Origin of the sequence: Paenibacillus sp. FSL L8-0638, assembly GCF_038593075.1 — a bacterium.
Lineage (GTDB): Bacteria > Bacillota > Bacilli > Paenibacillales > Paenibacillaceae > Paenibacillus > Paenibacillus polymyxa_D.
In genome coordinates this window covers 3,823,841-3,847,116 of record NZ_CP151960.1, presented here as the reverse complement: position 1 = coordinate 3,847,116, position 23,276 = coordinate 3,823,841, and the positions used below count along the sequence as shown (strand labels likewise).

Annotated in this window: 20 protein-coding genes, 1 other RNA gene and 1 pseudogene; 21 read left to right on the top strand and 1 reads right to left on the bottom strand. The window is 45.6% G+C overall.

Annotated features, from left to right (window positions below; translation table 11 throughout):
* Nucleotides 1–37 precede the first annotated feature (37 nt).
* The 21 genes and pseudogenes from MKY35_RS17140 (at nucleotide 38) to rnpB (ending at nucleotide 21,642) form a co-directional block, all read left to right on the top strand.
* Entirely contained in the window at nucleotides 38–616 is a 579-nt protein-coding gene (locus MKY35_RS17140; RefSeq protein ID WP_340956126.1) for a hypothetical protein, read from the top strand.
* 421 nt (nucleotides 617–1,037) lie between these two features.
* Nucleotides 1,038–2,446 (top strand): annotated as a pseudogene (locus MKY35_RS17135) (amino acid permease).
* Nucleotides 2,447–2,825: 379 nt separating this feature from the next.
* Nucleotides 2,826–3,119, top strand: a complete 294-nt coding sequence (yqfC, locus tag MKY35_RS17130; RefSeq protein WP_029517796.1) for a sporulation protein YqfC — start codon at nucleotides 2,826–2,828, stop codon at nucleotides 3,117–3,119.
* The gene (gene yqfD / locus MKY35_RS17125) at nucleotides 3,116–4,309 is read left to right on the top strand and encodes a sporulation protein YqfD (RefSeq protein ID WP_029517795.1); all 1,194 of its coding nucleotides are present in this window, start codon (nucleotides 3,116–3,118) and stop codon (nucleotides 4,307–4,309) included. The genes yqfC and yqfD overlap by 4 nt, the downstream gene beginning before the upstream one ends.
* A 6-nt stretch (nucleotides 4,310–4,315) precedes the next feature.
* A complete protein-coding gene (locus MKY35_RS17120) occupies nucleotides 4,316–5,287 on the top strand; it encodes a PhoH family protein (RefSeq protein ID WP_029517794.1) in 972 nt (323 codons plus the stop codon).
* Between the two features lie 95 nt (nucleotides 5,288–5,382).
* Nucleotides 5,383–7,629, top strand: coding sequence for an HDIG domain-containing metalloprotein (locus MKY35_RS17115; RefSeq protein WP_342444319.1), 2,247 nt, complete (start codon nucleotides 5,383–5,385; stop codon nucleotides 7,627–7,629).
* Between the two features lie 55 nt (nucleotides 7,630–7,684).
* Complete coding sequence (gene ybeY, locus MKY35_RS17110) at nucleotides 7,685–8,182, top strand: rRNA maturation RNase YbeY (protein ID WP_029517792.1); 498 nt, start codon at nucleotides 7,685–7,687, stop codon at nucleotides 8,180–8,182.
* Entirely contained in the window at nucleotides 8,182–8,556 is a 375-nt protein-coding gene (locus tag MKY35_RS17105) for a diacylglycerol kinase family protein (RefSeq protein WP_342444318.1), read from the top strand. Before ybeY ends, MKY35_RS17105 begins: the two co-directional genes overlap by 1 nt.
* A 49-nt stretch (nucleotides 8,557–8,605) precedes the next feature.
* Nucleotides 8,606–9,508, top strand: coding sequence for a GTPase Era (gene era, locus MKY35_RS17100; RefSeq protein WP_029517791.1), 903 nt, complete (start codon nucleotides 8,606–8,608; stop codon nucleotides 9,506–9,508).
* Nucleotides 9,509–9,831: 323 nt separating this feature from the next.
* Nucleotides 9,832–9,969: a YqzL family protein gene (locus MKY35_RS17095; RefSeq protein WP_342444317.1), complete on the top strand. Its 138-nt coding sequence runs from the start codon at nucleotides 9,832–9,834 to the stop codon at nucleotides 9,967–9,969.
* A gap of 42 nt (nucleotides 9,970–10,011) precedes the next feature.
* A complete protein-coding gene (gene recO, locus MKY35_RS17090) occupies nucleotides 10,012–10,764 on the top strand; it encodes a DNA repair protein RecO (protein WP_029517790.1) in 753 nt (250 codons plus the stop codon).
* A gap of 404 nt (nucleotides 10,765–11,168) precedes the next feature.
* Complete coding sequence (gene glyQ, locus MKY35_RS17085; RefSeq protein WP_342444316.1) at nucleotides 11,169–12,056, top strand: glycine--tRNA ligase subunit alpha; 888 nt, start codon at nucleotides 11,169–11,171, stop codon at nucleotides 12,054–12,056.
* Nucleotides 12,049–14,124, top strand: a complete 2,076-nt coding sequence (glyS, locus tag MKY35_RS17080; protein WP_342444315.1) for a glycine--tRNA ligase subunit beta — start codon at nucleotides 12,049–12,051, stop codon at nucleotides 14,122–14,124. Before glyQ ends, glyS begins: the two co-directional genes overlap by 8 nt.
* Nucleotides 14,125–14,239: 115 nt before the next feature.
* Nucleotides 14,240–14,716 (top strand): YaiI/YqxD family protein, encoded by a 477-nt coding sequence (locus MKY35_RS17075; RefSeq protein ID WP_029517787.1) that lies wholly within the window; start codon nucleotides 14,240–14,242, stop codon nucleotides 14,714–14,716.
* Nucleotides 14,709–16,583, top strand: a complete 1,875-nt coding sequence (gene dnaG / locus MKY35_RS17070; RefSeq protein ID WP_029517786.1) for a DNA primase — start codon at nucleotides 14,709–14,711, stop codon at nucleotides 16,581–16,583. Before MKY35_RS17075 ends, dnaG begins: the two co-directional genes overlap by 8 nt.
* A gap of 43 nt (nucleotides 16,584–16,626) precedes the next feature.
* The gene (rpoD, locus tag MKY35_RS17065) at nucleotides 16,627–17,760 is read left to right on the top strand and encodes an RNA polymerase sigma factor RpoD (protein WP_007431230.1); all 1,134 of its coding nucleotides are present in this window, start codon (nucleotides 16,627–16,629) and stop codon (nucleotides 17,758–17,760) included.
* A gap of 87 nt (nucleotides 17,761–17,847) precedes the next feature.
* On the top strand, nucleotides 17,848–18,687 hold the full coding sequence (locus MKY35_RS17060) for a hypothetical protein (RefSeq protein ID WP_342444314.1): 840 nt from the start codon (nucleotides 17,848–17,850) through the stop codon (nucleotides 18,685–18,687).
* Entirely contained in the window at nucleotides 18,684–19,445 is a 762-nt protein-coding gene (locus MKY35_RS17055) for a tRNA (adenine(22)-N(1))-methyltransferase TrmK (protein WP_029517784.1), read from the top strand. Before MKY35_RS17060 ends, MKY35_RS17055 begins: the two co-directional genes overlap by 4 nt.
* On the top strand, nucleotides 19,421–20,536 hold the full coding sequence (locus MKY35_RS17050; protein ID WP_340932671.1) for a Nif3-like dinuclear metal center hexameric protein: 1,116 nt from the start codon (nucleotides 19,421–19,423) through the stop codon (nucleotides 20,534–20,536). The genes MKY35_RS17055 and MKY35_RS17050 overlap by 25 nt, the downstream gene beginning before the upstream one ends.
* A gap of 61 nt (nucleotides 20,537–20,597) precedes the next feature.
* Complete coding sequence (locus MKY35_RS17045; protein ID WP_342444313.1) at nucleotides 20,598–21,164, top strand: flavin reductase family protein; 567 nt, start codon at nucleotides 20,598–20,600, stop codon at nucleotides 21,162–21,164.
* 79 nt (nucleotides 21,165–21,243) lie between these two features.
* Nucleotides 21,244–21,642, top strand: an RNA gene (gene rnpB / locus MKY35_RS17040) — RNase P RNA component class A.
* 314 nt (nucleotides 21,643–21,956) lie between these two features.
* On the opposite strand, the gene MKY35_RS17035 is transcribed toward rnpB, so the two are convergent.
* On the bottom strand, nucleotides 21,957–23,177 hold the full coding sequence (locus tag MKY35_RS17035) for a PLP-dependent aminotransferase family protein (RefSeq protein ID WP_342444312.1): 1,221 nt from the start codon (nucleotides 23,175–23,177) through the stop codon (nucleotides 21,957–21,959).
* Nucleotides 23,178–23,276: the final 99 nt, after the last annotated feature.

Here is a 23,276-nt window from a genome sequence, read left to right as displayed (position 1 = left end):
ACATAGCCGATGAATTACGGCAGCTAGGTGGTGAGTAATGAACTTTATCAGCTGGATCTTTGAACATTTGTATATCCTGATCGTGATTGGCTTTGCTTTGGTGTCTTTTTTGGGGAAAAGCATCCAAGGCACAGGGCGGAAATCACCGCCGCGAAAAGGTATGCCTACCTTTGGTGGCGATCATGGTTCTCGTGGGCCCTCGACGTCATCCAGACCCTTCACAATGGAACATGGGCAAGAGCAACGTCAGCAGGATATTGCTGGAGAGTTGCAACGTCAATTTCCTAATGAACGACGGACGGTTATGGAAGCTCGTCGCATAGAAGAAATGGGCGATCGGCCGGAAACGGAAGAACGAATGAACCGGGATTCATTAGATAACGGTTCGACTCTAGAGGATCGGATCCGTGCTATGGAAGAAGAACGAAAAATGGTTTTAGCCCGTCTCGATCGTATATCCAATGCGAGGGAGTCAGGGGAAATTACAGATGCGCCAGAGATAGCTTCGCAAGACCGTAATACGGTGGATACGGCTGATCTGCGCAGAGGTGTGATTTGGGCAGAAATATTAGGTCCTCCACGTTCCAAGCGCTACATGGGTGGAGGAAGAAGTTAAAATGATAGTGGATCCGTCACGGCTTTGGCTGTGGCGGATCTTTTTTTGTGATGCTTTAGGAATACATAACCATGCTCGGAATAAAAAGTGAATTAACGACAAATGCTCTAATTACCTGACAACGAATGTGATAATCCCTTGTGTGCTCTAGCTTTCTCACATTTGTTGTCATCTAAAATGATGGCATTTTGTCTAATTTAGCGTCTCATTTATGAAAATATATTCCTGAAAAATGATCAAATGTAACAATATGAATGGAGCTTTCCGAAAGCAGTTTTCATTTTTTCTTTTTTATATATAATGTTCTCAATGATAGATACTTATGAAATTCACTCCAAATTTACCTAAAATTTTGCTTATATCGAGGTGATACAACAAGGTCATAAAAATGGAAAAATTAATTTTTAGGAGGATGGGATCGATGGGAAATAGCTTGTTTAGAAAGAAGAGCATTGATCAGTTGATTGCCGCTACGCGAGGGGAAAAAGCACTCAAAAGGGAACTGGGTGCGTTTGATTTAACGATGCTTGGAATTGGAGCCATTATCGGAACGGGAATTTTTGTGTTGACAGGTACAGGAGCAGTTACGGCTGGTCCAGGCTTGGTTCTTTCTTTTGTCATTGCGGGACTCGCGTGTTTATTCGCAGCATTGGCTTATGCGGAGTTTGCATCCACCGTTCCAGTATCCGGTTCTGTTTACACTTTTACATATGCTACGATGGGGGAGCTATTGGCCTTTATTATTGGATGGGATTTAATTTTGGAATACATGCTGGCAGCCAGCGCCGTTTCCGCAGGTTGGTCGGGTTACTTTGTATCATTTTTAAATGGAATTGGCCTTCACATTCCGCTTGAATTCACTGCCGCACCGGGGGCTTTGAAAGACCAAACACTTATTTTAATCTCCCAGCTTTTTTAATTTTGATGGGTATTACGTTCTTGCTTTATTTAGGGATAAAAGAATCAAAACGGATAAACAACATTATGGTAATCGTAAAAATTGTTGTTATTTTATTATTTATCATTGTTGCTTTTAGATATGTGAAGCCAGATAACTGGACACCGTTTATGCCGTTTGGGTTCAGTGGGGTGTTTGGAGCCGCAGCTCTTGTGTTTTTTTCTTTTATTGGTTTTGATGCTGTTTCATCAGCGGCTGAAGAAACTAAAAATCCCACTACTGATTTACCGCGAGGCATTATTTTCTCACTCATTATTTGTACGTTTTTGTATGTCATTGTTAGCGCGATTATGACTGGTATAGTACCGTTTATGCAATTTGAAGGTATCTCTCACCCCGTGTCATTGGTATTGCAGGTTGCGGGCCAGAACTGGGTTGCAGGTATTGTAGATATAGGAGCCATCTTAGGGATGACAACGGTCATGCTGGTAATGCTCTATGGTCAAACTCGTATTATGTTTGCTATGTCACGTGACGGCTTAGTTCCCAAAGTATTATCCAAGGTTCATTCCAAATACAAAACGCCCTACATTAACACGTTGTTTTTCGGCACTTTATCTGCATTAATGGGTGGACTGATTCCGCTGGATGAGTTAGCAAGTTTGGTGAACATTGGAACCTTGTCAGCATTTATTCTGATTTCGGTCGCCGTCATCGTTATGAGAAAAACACAACCTGATTTGCCAAGGGCCTTCCGATGTCCTGGAGTTCCGTATATCCCGATCCTGGCTATCGTTTCATGTGGGGTGCTCATTCTTAATTTGAATGGCCAGACATTTATTCGCTTTATTATTTGGCTTGTCATTGGTATGGCTGTTTACTTCTTATACTCTAGAAAAAATTCTCTTTTAAATCGAGATACCGAAAAATAACCGTGTCATTTAATGAAATTCAAAAAAAGACAACCTTTGTTTTCAATATGAAAACGAGGTTGTCTTTTTTGTTGAATTTTGAAAGGACACATCTTGTTCCTCTGCAATATAGTAGCTACTACGAATTGTAAGTTTAGCCTCATAAATGCCGCGACTGGATCATAAAATGTACAGTACAGATATCTGTGGCGCTGGTGTAATGGTGTTCACTGATAATAAGAATATAAGATGGAAAGCCAGCAGCGTAGCTGCCTTGAAACATCTATGGGTACCGGATGGCAATAACAGAAGATGAAAAAATAGCAGCGTGCTGTCATCAAAACAACTCTAAGCCGTTGGATAACAAATATTTTGATGACAGGAAGGGAGATTTCGCCGTATGAGCAGGATGAGCCGCAAACTGCGAAAGTGGGCCAGCGAGACGCTGGAGCTTCCGCAGGACATTCTATTTGACCTGCCGCGGTTAACCCTCATCGGCAGCCGTCAGCTTTATGTGGAGAATCACCGGGGCGTGGTGGATTTCACGCCGGATCAGCTCGTACTTGCACTTGCGCAAGGCAGGCTGAGGGTGTCCGGCCATGATCTAGTCATTACGTCTATTCTGCCAGAGCAGGTAAGTGTGGAGGGACATATAACGGATATCCAAATGGAAGGAACGGAGGAAGGCTCGTGAAACATCCTGCTTTAGCAAAGCTGCGTGGTACGGTTACCCTTGCTATCAAGGGCGAAAGTGTGGAAGCTTTCATTAATTTACTCACCGATCACCATATACCTGTTTGGAACGTGCGGCCGATGGGTACTAGACATGCAGAAATGAACCTTCTGCTGCCGCACGTCTTCCTCCTACGCCCGCTTTTGAGAAGGACAGGCTGTAAAATGCATGTTCTGAAGCGGCAAGGGCTTCCCTTTACTGCTGTACGACTTGCCAAACGTAAATTTTTCCTGGCTGGATTGGCTTTGTTCTGGATAGGTCTTCTGCTGATGTCTTCGCTTATCTGGGACATTGAAGTAAAGGGGAATGATAAACTATCGACGGAATCCGTTCTCAAAGCCGCTCGACAGGAGGGCCTGTATCCATTTCAATGGAGCTTTCGTCTATCCAGTCAAGACAAGCTTTCACGTGCGCTCATGCAGAAGCTTCCAGAAGCATCCTGGATCGGTGTGGAAAAGCAGGGTACTTTGGTGACGATTCAGGTTGTTGAAGCTTCACAGCCTACCCCTGCGCCGCTCTACAGCCCTCGTCATATCATTAGTAAGGCAGATGCGGTGGTCACTGAAATTTTTGCCGAGCAGGGTCGTCCTGTCGTGCATAAAAATACGCGTGTCAAAAAAGGAGCCATCCTCATCTCTGGAACGCTTGGAGATGAGGAGAACCAACAGCAGGTCGTAGCCAAAGGAGAGGTTAAGGGTCTTGTATGGCATGAATACGAAATTAGCAGTCCCACGGTGCAACGTAGCAGCACGTATACAGGTATCAGTCATGACCGCTTGTATCTGGTCCTAGGCAACCGTGCGATACAATTGTGGGGATATGGGAAAATACCTTATTCTACACATAAAACAACAGTTGAACATGATCCGCTAACATGGCGTTCCTACAAACTTCCGATGGGTTGGATGACCGAAAGTGTGAGGGAGACAAAGATACAGGAGCAGAAGCTTACGGAAGCAGAAGCGAAAATGTCAGGTTTAGAAGGCGCGCGAGCTGATATTTTAGCTAAATACGGCAAAGGAACGAAAATAATGAGCCAAAAAATTTTGCATGAGAAGAGAGAGAATGGTAAAGTTTATATGAAAGTGCTTTTTGAAGTGGAGCAGGATATTGCGGAAGAACTTCCGTTAGTTCATAACCAAGGAGAATGAGGCTATTTGGCAGAACAACAACGCAGCATACAAATTGCATTGAACAATGCGGGAGAAGGACAGGCGTTATTTGGCCCGCAGGATTCCTTTTTGAAATTAATCGAAGCAGCTATTCCCGCAAAAATAGCATCTCGTGAGGCAGAAGTTAATGTTTTTGGTAATGCTCACGAGGTGGAAGTGCTCGAACAATTGTTCGACGTATTACTCCAGTTAATTCGCAATGGGTATATACTGACCGAAAGGGATGTCCATTATGCGATTGAACTGGCAAAAGATTTGCGCGCTGATCAGCTGCTCGATTTGTTCAAGGGTGAAATTACGACGACGTTCCGGGGTAAACCGATTCGCGTCAAAACTATTGGACAAAAGCACTATGTAACCACGATTAAGAAACGCGATATTGTATTTGGAATTGGCCCGGCGGGTACTGGTAAAACCTATCTGGCTGTAGTGCTGGCCGTAGCTGCCCTGAAGGAAGGTTCAGTCAAGCGCATTGTACTGACTCGTCCTGCGGTGGAAGCAGGTGAAAATTTAGGTTTTTTACCAGGGGATTTACAGGAAAAGGTTGATCCGTATTTACGCCCATTGTATGATGCCCTATACGATGTGATGGGCCCAGAGCAGACTGCAAAGGCACTGGAGCGCGGATTAATAGAAATTGCACCTTTGGCTTATATGCGGGGACGTACGCTGGATGACTCCTTTATTATTTTGGACGAAGCGCAAAACACTACACCCGAGCAAATGAAAATGTTTTTGACTCGACTTGGCTTCGGCTCCAAAATGGTCATTACCGGCGATGTTACGCAAATTGATTTGCCTCGTGGCAAAAAATCCGGTCTGATTGAAGCGAATGCGATTTTACAAGGGATTGAGGAAATAGGCTTTGTCCAGTTTGCAGAAGAGGATGTTGTCCGTCATTCCCTGGTACAGAAAATTATTGTTGCTTATGACCGAGTTGCCGAAAATCAAGGATAGTCATTCAATCACGAGTATGTCGTGTACGACCAGAAAAAGTATAAAATGAGCAGTGTAGCTGCCTTGAAAAAGATGATGGAGAGGGATTGTTTTAGATGACCTCGAAGGAATTATCTAAAGGGAAAACGTTCCAGCATAGAATGAATGGATGGAAGTATAGCGTGGCGACACGCTATCTTCTGTTTTTATTTTTGGTGGTTCTTTTTTATGTAGGCTTTGCGTCCAAGCTGCTTCCCGAGCGTTATGATATTCGGGTAAATCAACCGAGTGAAAAGGAAATTGTCGCCCCGATGCAGCTTCCTAACAGTAAGGCGACTTTGAAGGCTCAAGAGGAATCAGCTGAACGTGTGCAGCCCATGTATACCATTGTGCCCGTTCGCAACGATAACCTGATTACTGGTATTTTGGATCGAATTGAACGGCTCAATCAGGATGACCAGGTCTCCAGAGCAGATAAGATTTCGATTTATAAGGATGAGATTCCGCAACGTGCACGGGAATTTGTACAAAATTTTGTGAATAACAGCCGTAATGCGGATGCCTACCCAGATAAGTTGCTGGATGAAGTGCTGGAAAAAACGAAAGAGCAAACGTACCGAATTCCAGAGGAGACATTCATTAAAATTCCGCGCCTTACATCTGAGGATATTGCTGAAATGCGGCCTGTTGCCCGTGAGATTGTGACAGGGTTGATGAATGATCAAATTACGGATGCTCAGACAGCCCGAGCGAAAGTAGCTGAGCGGGTTAGTACAAGCTCGCTTACTAAGCGTACTTCACGGGAGGTTGTTCAGGAACTTGCAAGGCTTGTGATTACCGCCAACAAGTTTTATGATGATACAGCTACGAAGGACGCAAAGGTACAGGCTCGTGAAGATACACCGACAGTTTACATTAAACAGGGTGAAGTACTCGTCAAGAAGGGTGAGATTATTACCCAGGAAATCTATACACTGCTTGATGAAAATGAATTGCTCACGGATAAAATCAATTATTGGCCACAATTTGGACTGCTGATGTTGTCTATGATGCTGGCATTGGGCCTGTTTATGTATATTCGTCAATTTCAATCACGAACACGAAACTTCAAGTATAATAATGCGCAGTTGCTCATGCTAGTATTAATCTTTGTGATTACAGTAGGAGCAATGATGTTAATTTCCATACTGCAGAACAGTGAACGTTCCTATCTTGGCTATCTGGCGCCTATCGCGCTTGGAGCTATGCTCGTAACACTGTTGCTTGATATGTCGTTGGCTTTTGTATGTGCCGTTATATTCAGTATATTGGCAAGTGTTATTTTGAATGTCCGTCAGGGACAAATTTTTGACTTTAATTTTGGATTTTTTGCTATTGTGGTCTGTCTGGCAGCGATTTTCTCTACCCATCGAGCCAGCCAGCGTTCAACACTGTTCAAAGGGGCGATTATGGTATGCCTGTTCGGTGCGCTGTCTGTTTTTTCTCTGGCACTGATTGACCAAGGGAATTGGACTCAAACGACGACGCTCTATGGGGTAGCTTTTGCTTTTGCAGGCGGTCTGATAACAGCAATACTTGTTATTGGGCTAATGCCATTTTTTGAGTCTACTTTTGGTATCTTGTCGGCACTGAAGCTTGTTGAGCTGTCGAATCCCAACCATCCATTGCTCCGCAAGCTGCTTACGGAGACACCGGGAACGTATCATCATAGTGTAATGGTGGGTAATCTGTCAGAGGCCGCAGCGGAGGCTATAGGGGCAAACGGCTTGTTGTGCCGGGTTGGTTCGTATTATCATGATATTGGTAAAACCAAGAGGCCTTCGTACTTCATTGAAAATCAAAATGGGTTGGAAAATCCACATGATACAATAGAGCCCAAGCTGAGCAAATCCATCATTATCGCCCATGCTCGTGACGGCGTGGAAATGCAATTGGATTACAAGCTGCCCAAGCCCATTCGCGATATTGCCGAGCAGCACCACGGAACGACATTCTTACACTATTTTTATCACAAGGCGTTGCGCGAAGCTGAAGAGCGGGGGGTGGAGCCTGACTTCACGGAGGATGATTTCCGTTATCCGGGACCGAAGGCTCAGTCTAAAGAGTCTGCTGTGGTGGGAATTGCTGATAGTGTGGAGGCAGCAGTTCGTTCCTTACGGAAGCCGACGGTGGAACAGGTTGAATCCATGATTGAGAAAATTATTAAGAGCCGTCTTGATGATCACCAATTTAACGACTGCGAGCTGACCATGCGGGAGCTTGATATCGTGGCTCAAACCCTCAAGGAAACAGTAATGGGGATTTTTCATTCCCGTATTGAGTATCCGGAGGAAAGACCCAAGTCTGAAAACGGAAAAGCTTAATATAACTTGTGCATGAAGTACGGTTAGAGCACTAGAATTAAAAGGAGCGGTTGGCATGGGCCTTCAATTAGCTTGGAATAATGAACAAAACGATATGGTAATTAACGAATCCTTGATTACGCTGCTGAACACCTTATTAGAGGAGGCAGGCAAAGTGGAAGGAGTCACTGACGGTGAGGTAGCCCTTACCTTCGTTAATGATGAGCAAATTCATGAGTTGAACAGGGACTATCGGGGAATTGATCGTCCCACCGATGTGTTGTCTTTTGCTATGAAGGAAACACTGGATGAAGAGCTTGAAATTATTTACGAACCGAATGATGAAAATTCATTGAATGATGTACCTGATGTTCTGGGGGATATTATAATCTCTGTACAAACAGCGCAAGCTCAGAGTGAAGAATACGGACATTCGATTGAGCGTGAAATCGGTTTTTTGTTTGTTCACGGCTTTCTTCATCTGTTAGGCTATGATCATCAAGATGATGTGAGTGAAGCTGAAATGATGGGCAAACAGGAAGCTGTACTGGCTCAAGCGGGGTTGACAAGGTAATGAGACGTCAGCCTTGGAGAATGACTTTTCGCTATGCGGCAGAAGGCGTGATGTACGCTCTGCGTACGCAAGTAAATATGCGGATACATGTGGCCGTGGCGCTCCTTGTCATTGTAGCAGGCTTAACTCTGCACATCTCCCGGCTCGACTGGTTATTCGTCTGCGTGGCTATCGCTATAGTCATTGTAGCCGAACTGTTCAACACCGCTATTGAAGCAGCGGTGGATCTCATCTCACCTGATATTCATCCGCTGGCCAAAGCGGCTAAAGACACCGCCGCCGGAGCTGTGCTCCTGGCAGCGGTTTTTGCTGTAATTATTGGTATCTTTGTGTTTTATAGGCCTATGTTGACGTTAATTAGTTCACTGTTTTAATGGAAAAACCAAAATAAAATAGGTGCTTAATCGCGCTGGAGGAAATGAAATGGCTAAGAAACACTTTAAATCAGGCTTTGTCGCAATTGTTGGCAGACCTAATGTCGGAAAATCAACACTGATGAACCACGTCATTGGGCAGAAGATCGCCATTATGTCAGACAAGCCACAAACTACACGCAACAAAATTCACGGCGTATTTACTACAGAGGACACGCAAATTGTATTTTTGGATACACCCGGGATTCATAAGCGTCAGTCAAAATTAGGCGATTACATGAATCAGACTGCTTTTAATACGTTGGGTGAAGTAGAAGCGGTACTTTTTCTTATTGACGCTGCTGAAGGTCTAGGCGGTGGCGACCGTTTTATTGCGGAACAGCTTAAACAAGTAAAAACGCCAGTTATTTTGGTGCTGAATAAAATTGATCGTATTGAGCCAGAAGCATTGTTACCCCTGATTGAGCAGTATCGCAAGTTGTACGACTTTGCTGAAATCGTACCGATCTCGGCCAAAATGGGCAACAATGTAAACACCCTGCTGGAGCAGGTGCAAAAATACTTACCAGAAGGTCCGCAATATTATCCGGATGATCAAATTACCGATCATCCAGAACAGTTTGTCATTGCCGAGCTGGTGCGGGAAAAAATTCTGCATATGACACGTGAGGAAGTACCCCATTCTATTGCGGTTATGATTGAAGACATGAAAGTGCAGGATAATGGTGTAGTGCATATTATGGCTGTTATTTTTGTAGAACGTGACTCCCAGAAGGGGATTATTATCGGCAAACAGGGAGCCATGCTCAAAGAAGTGGGCAAACAGGCCCGCCAGGACATCCAAAATCTGCTAGGCTCCAAAATTTTCTTGGAACTGTGGGTTAAGGTCAAAAAAGACTGGCGGAACCAGGAACGCGTTCTTCGTGACCTGGGCTTCCATCGCGACGCTTAAAAACAAAACTCGATTCTATGTCACTTTAGTTCAAGGTTTATTGAGGCTAAAAAAATTGATATTAAATAAATATGTATAGTTGTAGTAAGCATCATAAAAAAGCCGTTCCGATCTCTTGGCTGAGATAGTAACAGTCTCCTGATCACTTAAAGCGCCGCGTATGTGCGGCGCTTAAATTCTTGCTCTTTTTATCCTTTTCTTCCAGCGATGAAATAAGGAGCGTTTTTACAGCAATCCATTTATTTCATCGCATACTTCCCCCCTCTTCGCATCATCCTAATTTTGAGATGCAAACGTCATTTCCGAAGAAAGGATGAATACGATTGCGAGATTTTTCGTGGAAGTATTTTGCGATGACTGGAGATGTCGGTGCGTATCTGTTATACCGGGAAAGCGCCATGACAAGGGAGCAAGATACGGATGAAGGAGAGTCGGACGAGCATGAAGAAGTCCGTGAATAGTACAAGCCACTGGCTTCTTCGCGAATGTTTGGGGGAAGAGGCATGCTTTACAGGGTGGAAGGAATCGTCATCCGCAGCATGGATTACGGTGAGGGGAACAAAATTATTACGCTTTGCACCGAAAGCGGAGGCAAAGCAGGCGTGCTGGTCAGAGGTGCAAAAAAGTCCAAAAGCCGTCACGCTGCTTTAACGCAGCCGTTTACGTACGGCGAATTCGTTTTTTTTCGAAACACAGGCTTAGGCACGTTGAATGCCGGTGAAATCATCCAATCCCACCATACATTACGCGAGGATATTACTAAGGCAGCTTACGCTTCTTATGCTTGTGAATTACTCGATCGGGTGTTACAGGAGGAGGAAACAGGCGCATTCTGGTTTAGGCAGCTTAAAGCATGTTTGGAGGCGCTGGAGAGTGGCAAAGATCCGCTGATTGTCATGAGTATTTATGAATTTAAAATATTGCAGGCGGCCGGATATGCTCCTCAGCTTGATGCATGTATTTCAAGTGGTCAACAATGTGCTGATGAGGATATGTTCGTCAGTCCGAGGCTGGGCGGAGTTTTGTGTCGGAGCTACAAGCATTTTGATCCAGCTGCATTGAGCGTGACTCCACGTACACTGAAGTTGCTTCGCTTGTTCGCCAGAATGGATTTGAATCGGCTCGGCAACATTGACGTGAAGGACTCCACTAAGCTGGAGATCAAACATGTCATGCGTCAGTTCATGGATATGCAGTTGGAGGTCAAGCTAAAATCCCGCAATTTTTTGGATCAGCTCGACAAGTACGATATGTGAAACGCCCTATTCTCTTGACTGTATTGCTGAAACCGTGTAATATCCTACTATATATCTCCTTCGGGAGCAGATGCATTGAACGAGAAAGTAGCGGGATGTATTCTCTGTAAATAGCGAGTTGGGGACGGTGTAAGCCCAGCGGGAATTCTTCGTGAACAAGGCACTCGGGAGCGTCTGAATGGACACGGAAAAGAGGATTACGATCTGATTGGTGATATAGGATCGCAATCAAGTAGGGTGGAACCGCGGGAGTCAGCTCTCGTCCCTACGTCTGTACAGGCGTAGAGGCGGGGGCTTTTTGCTGTCTCTAACAAGGCTCTTGAGATAAAATAGCCCTGTACATACGAGCTTAAATGAGAAGAAATCACCAACATTTGAGGGAATTGGAAAGGGAGTGTGTACCAATGAATTTTCAGCAGATGATTTTAACGCTGCAACAATTTTGGGCTGAACACAACTGTATTATTGTACAGCCGTATGACACGGAAAAAGGGGCAGGCACGATGAACCCGATGACGTATTTACGTTCGATCGGACCTGAGCCGTGGAATGTAGCTTATGTTGAACCTTCTCGTCGTCCGTCAGACGGACGTTATGGTGAGAACCCAAATCGCCTGTATCAGCATCATCAGTTTCAAGTAGTTTTGAAGCCTTCACCGGATAACATTCAGGAATTGTATTTGGAGAGTTTGAGTCGCTTAGGCATTAACCCTCTGGAGCACGATATTCGTTTCGTTGAAGACAACTGGGAAGCACCGACGCTGGGAGCGTGGGGTTTAGGTTGGGAAGTATGGCTGGACGGTATGGAAATTACCCAGTTCACCTATTTCCAGCAAGTGGGCGGTATTGATGCCAGTCCGGTTGCCGTAGAAATCACGTACGGTATGGAGCGTCTTGCTTCCTACATCCAGGACAAGGAGAATGTGTTCGATTTGGAGTGGGTCAACGGAATCACCTACGGAGATGTCTTCCACCAGCCTGAATTTGAGCATTCCAAGTATACGTTCGAAGTATCTGACGTCAAAATGCTCTTTACTCTTTTTAATATGTACGAAGAAGAGGCAAATAAAGCGATGGCGCAGCATCTTGTATTTCCAGCCTATGATTATGTGCTGAAATGTTCTCATGCGTTCAACTTGCTGGACGCTCGCGGAGCGATCAGTGTGACGGAACGGACTGGGTTTATTATACGAGTGCGTAATTTGGCGCGTCAGGTGGCTGCGACCTATCTGGAGGAGCGCGAGAAGCTGGGCTTCCCGCTGTTGAAGAAAGGAGGAACGGCAAATGTCTAAGGATTTATTGTTTGAGATCGGATTGGAAGAAGTCCCTGCACGTTTTATCCCGAATGCGATTCAGCAGTTGAAGCAGCGTATGACGGCGTGGCTTGACAGCTCGCGTATTGCTTATGGTGCTGTAGAGGCTTATGCTACACCTCGCCGTTTGGCGGTACTTGTGAAGGAAGTAGCGGAGAAGCAAGAAGATATTAACGAAGAGGTTAAAGGTCCTTCCCGCAAAATCGCACTAGACGAAGCTGGTAACTGGAGCAAGGCTGCACTGGGCTTTGCTCGCAGCCAAGGTGTTGATCCTGAACAGTTTACGTTCAAGGAGCTTGGAGGCGTGGAATATATTTACGCAACTAAGAGCAGCATAGGTGTTCCAACGGCGGATGTACTGTCCGAAGGTTTATTGCACATTTTACATGCCATGACATTCCCTAAATTTATGCGCTGGGCGAGTTATGACTTTAAATTTGTTCGTCCGATCCGCTGGTTGATTGCCTTGTTTGGTAACGATATTGTTAATTTGGAGATTGCCGGCGTGCAGTCAGGAAATGTGACAAGAGGGCATCGTTTCCTGGGACAGGATGCCGTAGTAGAAAGTCCCGCTGACTATGTTGAAGTGCTTCGCAAGCAGCATGTCATTGTGGACATTGAGGAACGTCAATCGCTTATCGTGAAGCAGATTGAAGCGCTGGCTGCCGAAAAAGATTGGACGATTGCGGTAAAAGATGATTTGCTGGAAGAAGTGCTGTATTTGGTGGAAACCCCAACAGTACTGTTCGGAGGTTTTGATCCTGCGTTCCTGAACATTCCGAAGGATGTACTCATTACTTCCATGCGTGAACATCAACGCTATTTCCCAGTGCTGGATCGCTCAGGGGAGCTACTGCCATACTTTGTTACAGTACGTAACGGAGGAAGTCAATCGCTGGAAGTCATTGCTAAAGGGAATGAAAAAGTATTACGTGCGCGGCTGTCTGATGCCAAATTCTTTTATGAAGAAGATCAGAAGCTGGAAATTAAAGATGCACTCTCCAAACTGGAAAGTATCGTTTTCCACGAAGAGCTGGGAACGGTTGGAGACAAAGTGCGCCGGATCCGCCGTATTGCTGATGCTCTGGCAGAGAAGCTTCGCGTTTCTCCAGATACACAGGAATCGGTTAGTCGAGCAGCGGATATTTGTAAATTTGACCTGGTAACACAAATGGTATATGAGTTCCCGGAACTGCAAGGTGTGATGGGTGAGGACTATGCTCGTAAGGCTGGAGAGAAGGAAGAAGTGGCAAGAGCGGTGTTTGAGCATTACCAGCCGCGTTATGCAGGAGAAACGGTTCCTTCAACGAATGCTGGAGCGATTGTAAGTATCGCAGACAAGATAGATACTATTACAGGCTGCTTCTCCATCGGTATTATTCCAACAGGTTCACAGGACCCTTACGCGCTTCGTCGCCAGGCAGCAGGTATTGTGCAGATTTTGTTGGATCGTAAGCTTTCAGCTACGTTGTCTGATGTGTTCAATATCGCGCTCGATGTGCACGGCAACCTTGGAAATATGAAACGTTCCGCGGATGAAATACGTAAAGAATTACATGAGTTTTTTGGATTACGCGTGAAGAAACTATTGTCTGAGACACTTCGTTATGACGTTGTGGATGCTGTGCTTGCAGCTGGATATGACGACGTTGCTTCCGTTGTTAACCGCGGAGCTGCGTTAATGACTGCCGTACAAACAGGTGAGGTATTCAAAGCAACAGTTGAGTCCTTTAATCGTGTAGGTAATCTGGCTGCTAAAGCAGTGCATAAGTCAGTTAATACGGGTGAGTTTACGGAACAAGGCGAAAAAACGCTTTACGAAGCATGGTATAGCGCTTATGAATCTTACAGCGTAGCTTTACAGGAAGGTGATGCGACACGGGCGTTAGCGCTAGTTTCATCCATTACCCCTGCGGTAACGGCGTTCTTTGATTCCGTTATGGTTATGGCTGAGGATGACGCTGTTCGTAATAATCGTTTGGCATTGCTGGCTGTTATTGACTCAGAACTGAAGCGTTTTGCCGATTTTTCCAAGCTTGTAGTTTAAACGTCAGTTGTGGTAGTATGAACAACTTGAAAAAATGGGTATAAATATACGGAACGGTGTAAGAGTAATCTTGCAGCCGTTCCGTATTTTACTCGAATGCGGATGGGGGATGCTTATGGGGGGAACCGGAACTTTACTGGGTGTGAGGATCGTTGTTGACGGGGACGCTTGTCCTGTTAAAAGTGAAATTGCGGAGATAGCTTCCCGTTTTCATATTGAGGTTATTATGGTATCTTCATATGATCATCTCATTCAGGGCAGCAAAGGTGTAAGCGTCGTTAAAGTAGACCGAAGCGACCAAAGTGCCGATCTCTATATTGCCAATCATATCCGCCGCGGAGATATTGTAACCACCAATGATTATGGTCTTGCTGCACTTGCCTTGGCAAAAGGTTGTGAAGTGATGTCTTTTCGCGGAGCTATGTATCGAAACGATTCGATAGATTTCATGCTTGACCGACGTCATACTTCTGCCAAAGAACGGAAAAAAGGACGTTATGGAAAAGGTCCTAAACCGTTTTCATTAGAGGATCGTGAAGTTTTTCAACATAAACTGACAAAACTTTTACTTCGCTTGCAGGAGAATGAGTAACGGTATCGAATTATATTTACGTGCTAAAGAGATGAAGGTGGTTAATATGAGTGCCGGACAAGGTAACATACCGGACGATATCATTGAGTCAGTTTTACAACATCATGATATTGTAGATACGGTAAGCAAGTACGTGCATTTGACCAAGCAGGGGAAATATATGAAAGGCCTCTGTCCTTTTCATTCCGAAAAAACCCCTTCATTCACCGTGACACCGGATCGTCAGATTTTTTACTGCTACGGCTGCGGCGCGGGAGGCAATGCCATCAAGTTTATGATGGAAATCGAAGGACTATCCTTTCCCGAAGCTGTCAGGACAATGGCAGAAGAAAGTCATATCCCGCTCGGCGAATGGCAGGGACGTGATTCATCGCATCAGCATCCTGAGTTGGACAGGCTGTTGCAAGCGTATGAGTTAACTTCTAAGATGTACCATTTTTTGCTTAAAAATACGGAGCACGGCAAACCAGCTATGGAATACTTGCGCTCACGAGGATTCAGTGACAAGATCATTGATCAATTTCAAATTGGCTATGCACCCAACCGATGGGATACGATCGTTCAGTTTCTGGATAAGCGTTCTTTTGATCCCGTGGAGATGGAAAAGGGAGGGCTTATTTCTCCCCGGCATGAGGGTGATGGATATGTGGATCGATTCAGAGATCGTATCATGTTTCCCATTTGGAATCGCAACGGAAAAGTTATTGCCTTTGCAGGCCGTATACTTGGTGAGGGACAGCCGAAGTATTTGAATTCACCGGAGACCAAGCTATTCAACAAGAGCCGAACGCTGTACAATCTCCATCATGCTAAAACCTCAATTCGTAAGCTTCGCCAAAGTGTTCTTTTTGAAGGCTACGGTGATGTCATCTCGGCATGGGAAGCTGGGGTACAAAATGGGGTGGCCGCCATGGGCACTGCTCTAACAGAGCACCATGCTACGATGTTAAAAGGACTGTGCGACGAGGTCATTATTTGTTATGATGGTGACCGGGCAGGACAAGCTGCTGCGCTTAAAAATTTTCCGCTGTTGGAAAATGCGGGGCTTCACGTGAAAGTAGCGCTGGTCAGTGACGGTATGGACCCGGATGATTTTATCCGGCAATACGGCGGCGAACGATTCCAGCGCCAAATTATCGAAAGTGCTGTTTCAACGGTGAAATTTAAGCTTATATATCTGAAAAAAAACCATATACTGCAAGAGGAAGAAGGAAGAATCGCGTATTCCCGCGAAGCATTAAATGTCATTGCACCTCTGTCATCCCCGACCGAGCGGGAAGTGTATCTGCGCGAAGTGTCAGCCGAAGTCAAGGTGGATTTTGAAACCTTGAAGCAAGAATGCAATTTACTACGTCAATCCCTGCAAAAAAAACAGAACTTTGGGGATAATAACGAAAATGGGTGGAATAATGGTAGGCATAAAAAAGGGCAGGTCTCCACACCTAATCTGTTGCCGGCTTACCATGTGGCTGAACGCAGACTGCTTCACTGGATGATGCAGGATTTAGAAGCTGCAGAGTATGTAGAAAAGCATCTGGGCGACGCCTTTAATATTGAGGATCATGCAGCAATTGCTGCTTATCTATATGCCTATTACGCGCAAGGGAAGTTACCGGATACAAGCCGTTTTATTTCATCTTTGCAAGACGACCGACTGGAGAAGAACGTAAGTTCGATCATGATGATGGATGCTCCAGGCGTATGGGCACCGCACATTTTAGATGATTATATTCATCAAGTGCGAAAATTTCCATTGCAGGAGCAACTGGATTTGAAGAGGGAAGAAATGAGAGCCGCTGAGCGCTTAGGTGACTTTTTGCGCGCAGCACAAATTGCAAGTGAGATTATAGCCCTAGAGAGACAATGAACACACAGAGGTCGGATGTTTCTAGGGAGGAGGGAGTCGAAAGATGGCGAATGATCAGCATACTGAACTGGAGACAGAACTAACACTGGATCAGGTTAAAGATCAACTGATTGAGTTGGGTAAAAAAAGTTCTTCTCTGAACTACAAAGATATCATGGAAAAACTATCGCCGTTTGATCAGGACCCCGAGCAAATGGATGAGTTTTATGAGCAGCTGGGTGACTTGGGGATTGAGGTTGTGAATGACAACGACGAAGAAGTTACCAGATTGCGTCAAAATGACGACCCGGAAAACAATGATGGGGATGATTTTAATTTCGATGACGATCTGAGCCTGCCTCCCGGTATTAAAATTAATGACCCAGTCCGGATGTACTTGAAAGAAATCGGTCGTGTACCGTTGCTTTCTGCTGATGATGAGGTGGAGCTTGCCAAACGGATCAATAACGGCGATGAAGAAGCTAAGCGCCGGTTGGCAGAAGCGAACTTGCGTCTGGTTGTAAGTATTGCCAAACGTTATGTTGGTCGCGGAATGCTTTTCCTGGATCTGATTCAGGAAGGTAATATGGGTTTGATTAAGGCAGTAGAAAAATTTGATTACGAAAAAGGCTTTAAATTCAGTACGTATGCAACCTGGTGGATTCGTCAGGCCATTACGCGCGCAATAGCCGATCAGGCGAGAACGATTCGTATTCCGGTGCATATGGTGGAAACGATCAACAAGCTGATTCGCGTATCGCGTCAACTGTTGCAAGAGCTGGGGCGCGAACCTACGCCGGAGGAAGTGGCTGCCGAGATGGAGCTGAGCGTGGAAAAAGTACGGGAAATTATGAAAATTGCCCAAGAACCGGTTTCATTGGAAACACCAATTGGTGAAGAGGATGACTCACATCTGGGGGATTTCATTGAGGATCAAGAAGCGTTGGCGCCTGCAGATGCGGCTGCCTATGAACTTCTGAAGGAACAGCTCGAGGATGTACTGGATACGTTAACCGAACGGGAAGAGAATGTTTTGCGTCTCCGCTTTGGTTTGGACGACGGAAGAACCAGAACCCTTGAAGAAGTGGGTAAAGTGTTTGGTGTTACACGTGAACGTATTCGTCAGATTGAGGCCAAAGCGCTACGTAAGTTGCGCCATCCAAGCCGCAGTAAGCGACTGAAGGATTTCCTCGAATAGAAGCGTTACATTGCGGACCTTCTGCGGCTTGAAGCGCGCAGGAGGTCTTTTTTTATCTCATGGCAGTCTTGGTGGAGGGGAAGAAGCTTGGACCAGGAGAAAAAGCGGGCAATACTGTTACATGAAATTGAGCATTGGCGGCGAAGTCGGCTGCTCCCTGAGCAATATTGCGATTTTTTGTCTAACCTGTATCGGGAGGACGAAGATCCGTCGCAGAGCCAGAACCGTAACAACACCGGGCTGCTTACATATCTTAGACACGGGCATGGGATCGCCTGGCTTCTTGGTTTTGTCATTATTTCCTGCATTTGTTTGATCGGTTTTTATTTTACCGCTTTTCCGTTGGCAATGCAAATATTCTCGGCGAGTGCAGTTACTACGATTTGCTATGGAGTGGCCGCATTTTGGCGGTCTTCTGAAAAGAGTATGAGTGCGATGTTGAGCACTTTAGGCAGTGCGATTATGCTGGGTTCGGGTGTGTGGATCATTCAGCTCCATCAAGGTGAAGCTAAGGCTTGGTTTCTTTTGCTCGTAGGCCTATGCGGTGTGGTATGGTGTCTTGTGGGATTAACTTTGCGCAACAGCTTACTTCATTACTGTGGCATTGCTGGGCTACTTTTAGTGTACGCGATCCTTATAGGCCGCTTCTGGCCTACAGCAACTTTAGTGATGCTTGAGGCATTTTGGATTTTGCACGCAGTATTGTTGATCTGGTTAAGCTGGTGGGTACATCGCCGCTTTCCGCGTCTCGCTTTGGTTTATTTCGCTATAGGTATGACGCTAGCATTCATGGCTGAAGCAGACACGTTTATCCTGCGCCATCAAGCGGCGGGAGATGTGGTGTTTTACAGTATACTGAAGTTAGCATTTGTTGTTGGAATTTTATTTTGGACTCGAAAAAAATGGATTACGTGGGTGACGTCATGAAACTTTCTCAACGATTACAATATATTATGGAACAAATTCCTGCCGGGAGCAGACTTGCGGATATTGGCTCGGATCATGGACTACTCCCCGTGGCCGCAGTGCGTAGTGGCAGAGTACCGCAAGCTGTGGCGGGTGAAGTCAATGATGGACCGTTGCGTGCGGCTCAAAAGCAGGTGGCCGAAGCAGGTCTCACGGATCGCATTGCGGTTAGAAAGGGAGATGGCTTGGCTGTAATTAAGGTCGATGAAGTTGATGTTATTACGATAGCCGGGATGGGTGGTGCCTTGATCGCTACCATTTTAGAGCAAGGGAAAGACAAGCTTGTTTCAGTGAAACAACTTGTTCTACAGCCTAACGTAGGCGAGGATATCTTACGCCGTTGGCTCATCGAACATCAATGGGTACTAACAAGTGAACATATTATGGAAGAAGATGGGAAAATATATGAGATTCTGACGGCAGTACCTGATTCGGTAAGCCCACTGAAACAGGATGCGCTGTATCAACCATGGAAAATTCCCGATAGTTCGCTGGTACTGACACCGGATTTGTTGATGCAACTCGGACCACTATTGGTCAAAGCACCGAATGAAATCTTTTTTTATAAATGGAAATTGGAGATTCGCAAGCTTGAGGATGTGCTGGCACAAGTGGCACGGTCAGATCAGGAATCCGCACAGCATAAGCGGGAGCAATTGCGCAAGCAAATTGAACAGCTAGAGGAGGTACTTGCATGTTTGCCAAAGGACAGACAGTAATTAGCTATATGGAGCAGCTGGCTCCGAAATACTTGGCAGTTCCGGACGATAGAATCGGGCTTCAGCTGGGTAGTCTGCAAAAGGAAATCAAAAGCATATTAGTAGCCCTGGATGTTAATGATGAGGTTGTCGAAGAGGCAATCCGCATAAAAGCTGACCTCATTATTGCACATCATGCGATTATATTCCGCCCACTTAAAGCTTTGAACACAGATCAGCCTGCGGGTAGATTGTATGAAAAACTGATCAAGAATGATATTGCTGTCTACATCAGTCATACGAATCTGGATACAGCTGAGGACGGCATGAATGACTGGATGGCAGAAGCACTGGGTATTCAAAGTGAAGGTACGCTGGAGGATGTTCACACCGAGCAATTATTCAAGCTTGTTGTTTTCGTACCCAAAACACATCATCAACGGGTACTGGATGCCATACTGGGGGCAGGAGCTGGACATATCGGCAACTACAGCCATTGCAGCTTTAATATTGACGGCTATGGAACTTTTGTGCCGGGTGAAGGCACACAGCCGTTTTTGGGTGAGCCGGGCAAAATGGAACGTAGCGAAGAGGTTCGTATTGAAACCATTGTACCGCAGGCTGTACGCAACAAAGTCATTCAAGCGATGCTGAAGGCTCATCCTTATGAAGAGGTGGCTTATGACCTGTATCACATGGATTTGCAGGGCCGTTCCTTTGGTTTGGGACGGGTGGGCAAGCTTAAGGAAACTCGCACGCTACGGGAGTTTGTCGATGTTGTGAAAAATGGCCTCAACGTGGAGCATGTACGTGTGGTGGGCGACTTGGACCGTATGATCAAAAAGGCAGCCGTGCTTGGGGGCTCAGGCAGCCGCTATGTGAATAAGTCGCTTTTCAAAGGTGCTGATGTATTGGTCACAGGGGACATTGACTACCATACGGCTCACGATGCCCTGATGGCGGGGATTGCTATTATTGACCCTGGACATAATGCTGAAAAGATTATGAAGCCTAAAACCGCAGAATGGATGCGCAAACGCTTGACAGAAGGTCGTTATTCAACGGAAGTACATGTATCTCAGGTAGAAACCGAGCCTTTTCAATTTTTGTAAAATATCAACATCTATGAGAAAATGAAGATGTTCTATTATTTTTTTCGTAGGGAGAGGTTCTATGCGGACGCTGATAGCTGATTCTGCAATTCATGCCTATCCAGGTATGGTCGCTGTTGTTACTTCCCGCTATGAGGGGGAAAATAATGTAATGGCCTCAGGCTGGCATACCTATATCGGAGCATCACCGGGCATGTATGGCATTTCACTGAGGAAGGAAACATATTCTCACGGACTGATTGAGAAAAGCGGAGGCTTTGGTATTCAGTTTCTACCTGCGCACAGATCGGAATGGATTCAGGCTGTAGGTACCTTTAGTGGTAAAGATGTAGATAAGTTTCAGCAGTTTGGCATTGCATATGAGGATGGAATTTCAGTCAATGTGCCTATATTGCTGGAGGCTTATCTTGCTTATGAGTGTAAAGTCGTGGATATTCATACCTATGGAGATCATGATTGGATCGTCGGTGAAATACAGCAGACCTACCGAGATGATGAACTGTTCCTAGATGAGGACGTTCCTGATTTTAGTAAGCTTTCTATCCCGCTATACGTGGGAAGGTCTGCTTATTATGTGGCGGATGATTCATTGCAGAGAAAGGTACATCCGTTTTATTTGGGCAAGTAAACAGAGATCTATACGTTTTACAATATTTTCAGGGTTGTATCATGCGCGCGTTCCCTGTATACTATGTAATGTTGTTCGGAAAGTTTGACAGACAATCGCTGGTGGCGTAAGCCGCGAGAGGAAAGTCCGGGCTCCATAGGGCAGGATGCTGGATAACGTCCAGTCAGCGCGAGTTGAAGGATAGTGCCACAGAAATGGACCGCCGATGGCCGCTTGCGGCACAGGCAAGGATGGAACCGAGGTGTAAGAGACCCCGAGGAACGCTGGTGACTTCGTTCCTGGTAAACCCCATCTGGAGCAAGACCTAATGGGACACAGCTTCTTCGCGAAGCAGCCTTAGCCCGAGGCGTGTCTAGGTTGGTCGCTGGAGCTGGATAGCAATGTTCGGCCTAGATAGATGATTGTCGCTTGTAGTGGGAGGGTAGTTCCCGTCTGTACCACGAATAGCACAGAACCCGGCTTACGGAAAACTTTCCTCACTGCAACACCTTAAAATGTATGAATTTAACTTTTGTAAATGACCTGTTTGCATGAAAGCCTTTAATCCAAATGTATTTATTGAATTAAAAAGGGTGTGTCATATTCCTGTGGGAATGATGGCACACCCTTTTTAACATACCGTATTTACGCAGATATAGTGCATTCTTAGAATGAAGCCCCCAGCATAATTATGGGGGCTTCATTCTAATTTTTACTTCTCACTATTCAAATTCCAAACGAATCAGAGGGAACAGCGATCGGAAAATCAAATGATTCGTGAAGCGGCCTCACGTACGTGTCCTGCCAACTCCATCACCGCACGCTGTTTACCACACTTTCCTCTGTGTACATCTTCAGTGCCCGATCCAATCGGTCAACTGCTTTTGGAAGCAAGGAAGGATCCGTATGCGTGAAGTTGATTCGCATATGGTTGCTGCCACTTAGGTCAGCATAGAAGACTTGTCCAGGCACAAATGCCACTCCTTCCTGAATTGCGAGTTGCAGCAACCGATCAGAACGGAATCCCTCGGGTAAAGTAACCCACATAAACATACCGCCAAGTGCATCATTCCAGGTGATTCCTTCCCATTGGCGTTCTTTCATCAGCGACGTGAGACGTAGCATACGAGTATGGTACTCAGCAGACACAGTACGAATATGTCCGTCCAAGTCAAAAAAGTCCAATAACTCATTCAAAGCACGTTGATCAATACTGCTGGAGTGCAGATCGGCAGATTGTTTGGCATTGGCGACTTTAACGACAATCGCTTGATTAGCTACCAGCCAACCAGATCGAACACCAGGAGCGACGGTTTTGGAGAATGTAGAAGTGTACATCACATGACCGTCTCCACCTAGCTGTTGATCGATTGAGAAAAGGGATGGAAAGTTAAGGTTTTCGTCAAATTTAAGACGTCCGTAAGGATCATCTTCAAAAATCAAAGTGCCGTATTTACGGCATAGTTCAACAACGCCTGTTCTTCGTTCCATACTCCAAACACTTCCTGCCGGGTTGGAGAAGGTGGGGATGACATACACGAATTTAGGCTGATGTTTTTTGATCTTGGCTTCAAGATCTTCTAATCGCATACCGTTAGAGTCTGTATCTACACTTACAATGTTGGCACCATAGGAATTAAATACCTGAAGAGCTGCCAAATAAGTAGGGGACTCCACCAATACAGTATCCTGCGGATCGAGCAATACACGCGAAACCAGATCAATGGTCTGCTGTGAGCCCGTCGTCATGATGATGTTATCTCTGGTGACGGAGATGCCTTGGGATGACATGATTGCTGCAAGACGTTCCCGTAGAGGAATGTAGCCCTCGGTTAGGCCGTATTGAAGAGCGGTAGTACCGCCGAGGCGAAATACCTGCTCATAGGCTTTAGCAACAGCTTCGATGGGGAAAAAGGCATCGGCAGGAAGGCCGCCTGCCAGAGATAACACATCTGTTCCCTGTGTCAGCTTTAAAATGTCCCTTACCATGGACGAGCCCTGAGTACGAGCCATACCCGAAAATTTGTGTTCCAATCCAATCATCTCCTGTGTTCTATACTGTACTATGAAATTTGTTGTATTATATCGATAATGAAGTATAACAGTAAACGTCTAAATGTAACAGTTGATTTT

What these genes read in the sequence shown, in the direction of transcription:
- MKY35_RS17140 (WP_340956126.1), top strand. Translation starts at nt 38, where the DNA reads ATGAACTTTATCAGCTGGATCTTTGAACATTTGTATATCCTGATCGTG.
- yqfC (WP_029517796.1), top strand. Translation starts at nt 2,826, where the DNA reads ATGAGCAGGATGAGCCGCAAACTGCGAAAGTGGGCCAGCGAGACGCTG.
- MKY35_RS17115 (WP_342444319.1), top strand. Translation starts at nt 5,383, where the DNA reads ATGACCTCGAAGGAATTATCTAAAGGGAAAACGTTCCAGCATAGAATG.
- ybeY (WP_029517792.1), top strand. Translation starts at nt 7,685, where the DNA reads ATGGGCCTTCAATTAGCTTGGAATAATGAACAAAACGATATGGTAATT.
- MKY35_RS17105 (WP_342444318.1), top strand. Translation starts at nt 8,182, where the DNA reads ATGAGACGTCAGCCTTGGAGAATGACTTTTCGCTATGCGGCAGAAGGC.
- era (WP_029517791.1), top strand. Translation starts at nt 8,606, where the DNA reads ATGGCTAAGAAACACTTTAAATCAGGCTTTGTCGCAATTGTTGGCAGA.
- recO (WP_029517790.1), top strand. Translation starts at nt 10,012, where the DNA reads ATGCTTTACAGGGTGGAAGGAATCGTCATCCGCAGCATGGATTACGGT.
- glyQ (WP_342444316.1), top strand. Translation starts at nt 11,169, where the DNA reads ATGAATTTTCAGCAGATGATTTTAACGCTGCAACAATTTTGGGCTGAA.
- glyS (WP_342444315.1), top strand. Translation starts at nt 12,049, where the DNA reads ATGTCTAAGGATTTATTGTTTGAGATCGGATTGGAAGAAGTCCCTGCA.
- MKY35_RS17075 (WP_029517787.1), top strand. Translation starts at nt 14,240, where the DNA reads ATGGGGGGAACCGGAACTTTACTGGGTGTGAGGATCGTTGTTGACGGG.
- dnaG (WP_029517786.1), top strand. Translation starts at nt 14,709, where the DNA reads ATGAGTAACGGTATCGAATTATATTTACGTGCTAAAGAGATGAAGGTG.
- rpoD (WP_007431230.1), top strand. Translation starts at nt 16,627, where the DNA reads ATGGCGAATGATCAGCATACTGAACTGGAGACAGAACTAACACTGGAT.
- MKY35_RS17055 (WP_029517784.1), top strand. Translation starts at nt 18,684, where the DNA reads ATGAAACTTTCTCAACGATTACAATATATTATGGAACAAATTCCTGCC.
- MKY35_RS17050 (WP_340932671.1), top strand. Translation starts at nt 19,421, where the DNA reads ATGTTTGCCAAAGGACAGACAGTAATTAGCTATATGGAGCAGCTGGCT.
- MKY35_RS17045 (WP_342444313.1), top strand. Translation starts at nt 20,598, where the DNA reads ATGCGGACGCTGATAGCTGATTCTGCAATTCATGCCTATCCAGGTATG.